This is a genomic window from Arsenicibacter rosenii (genome assembly GCF_001870735.1).
Lineage (GTDB): Bacteria > Bacteroidota > Bacteroidia > Cytophagales > Spirosomataceae > Arsenicibacter > Arsenicibacter rosenii.
The window spans coordinates 1-1,834 of sequence record NZ_MORL01000088.1 but is presented as its reverse complement, the minus strand read 5'-3'; the positions used below and the strand labels follow the sequence as shown (position 1 = coordinate 1,834).

The window sequence follows — 1,834 nt, the reverse complement described above, 5'->3', positions numbered from 1 at the left end:
CAAAAAAACTCTACGCCGATATTGACCTGAACGCCACCCGCCCGAGAGCCATTGGGGTAGAGGCCGGTCAGAACTACATCCCGCTCGCTCCGGTCTTCACCTCGACCGGTGGCCTGACCCTGCAGGCCGGTCGTGGCTTCAGCGGCTCATTCCGGTACCGGTATCTGGCAGACAGGCCGGCAAACGAAGATCATTCAATCGTTGCCAAAGGGTATGTCGTCGCTGATCTCCAGGCCAACTTCACACGCCCCCGCTATCAGTTCGGATTGTCGGTACAGAATGTGTTCAATACCCGCTGGAAAGAAACCCAGTTTGCTACAGAAAGCCGCTTACGGGGCGAAACAGCACCGGTCGATGAAATCCATTTTACACCCGGCACACCGTTTTTTGCCCGGTTGAGCTGGACATTTTTCTGGTAGGCAGCGTGTCAGGCGAAGGCAGCTTGATGCCATAACGGATTTACCCCATAGCCACATTGGCGCACAGTCGAAAGGAAAGGCTTTGTGGCCATGGGGTAAATCGTCAGTAATGGTACGACGGAAAACGGAGAAATTGGTTCAGATTGATTCCGCTAAGTATTTACAACAGACACCGGTTTTCGTAAGCCTTTCTGTTTCAGCATCTGATCAATTTCGTTGGTCAGGTATACGGACGCCTCGATCTCGGCTTTGCGGATGGCCACACTTTCAATGTTAAAGCCAAACGGAACGTCCTGAGCCATACAGAATTCAGTTAGGGCTTCTGCAATGTCCAGACAAATCTTTACCGACTTTTCCAGCATATCAGCCGAGGCAAGCAGTTCTTCTTTCAGGGCGTCCGGCACATGGATACCCAGCCACTCCATAAACTGAAGGGTTTTCGCCGAACCGCAGGCGGTGATTGTAAAAATAACGGTCGGCGGGTTGATTTGCTGTTCCCGACAGCTGCGCATCAGGTCTTCGACGACCTGCCTGGCGTAATCGATATTGAAAACACACTGAGAAACAAAGAACGAGACACCGGCTACCATCTTATCCAGTATCCGTTTGTCTTCATCCTGCAGCACATGATGTCGTTCCGGTATGGTTACTGCCCCGATTACTGAACTATCCTCGTGTTTTCGCCAGAGTGCATAGGCCTCCGCGAGGCTTGTTTTCACCGGAAAATCAGGAGCGGGAATACCGACAAAAACCGGATAAAACCCACGTTCGTGTAACTCCTCAAGCCAGCTGTCCAGCTCTTCGGCCGGAAATTTACCGGCAGGCCGGTAGATTATTTTCGGAACATTCAGTGACGATAAATAGCCGGATGCAAACGCAAGCGGATCCAGGGCGTTCAGAAACGGGAAAGGCCTTTCTTCGCTGGTGCGGGCCGATTCGTCCTGCACATCATAAACCACAAGTGCATCGATATGCAGGGTTGCTAATCGCTCAACGGTCTTTTGGGCAATTTCGGCAACACGTTCCGGCGTGGTACCAACTTTAGGAGGCGTAATGCCGTAAAGCAACACACCCGATTCTCCTGATTTTATCCTTTCTTGAAACATGCTACTCTTTAAAACAGCGCTTTAGGCGTTCTGCTTTGCTTGTTTTAATACTTTACGGGATTTGGGGATACAATATCGGTTAACTGAGTCCTATTTTACAACTTATTTTAGATCAATTGCTGAATTCTCCACATTCGTTACGCCAATCCGGGCATGGCCAGGGTCTCCTCTGATGTTTGTTTTTTATCCATATTTGACAGAATCGTTTCTCAGACCCTTGCAGACCGGAATTACTTTTGTACCTGTTAACCCTGTAAGCTGAACTGATATGAGTGATCCTGTCTGGGACGTAGCCCATCTGGCACACGT

At 50.0% G+C, this 1,834-nt stretch carries 1 protein-coding gene and 1 pseudogene; one reads left to right on the top strand and one right to left on the bottom strand.

Annotated elements, in window-relative coordinates:
* A pseudogene (locus BLX24_RS33730) lies at positions 1–419 on the top strand (TonB-dependent receptor); the annotation flags it as partial.
* Positions 420–571: 152 nt separating this feature from the next.
* On the opposite strand, the gene BLX24_RS29855 reads toward BLX24_RS33730, so the two are convergent.
* Positions 572–1,525: a methylenetetrahydrofolate reductase gene (locus tag BLX24_RS29855; protein ID WP_071506854.1), complete on the bottom strand. Its 954-nt coding sequence runs from the start codon at positions 1,523–1,525 to the stop codon at positions 572–574.
* Positions 1,526–1,834: the final 309 nt, after the last annotated feature.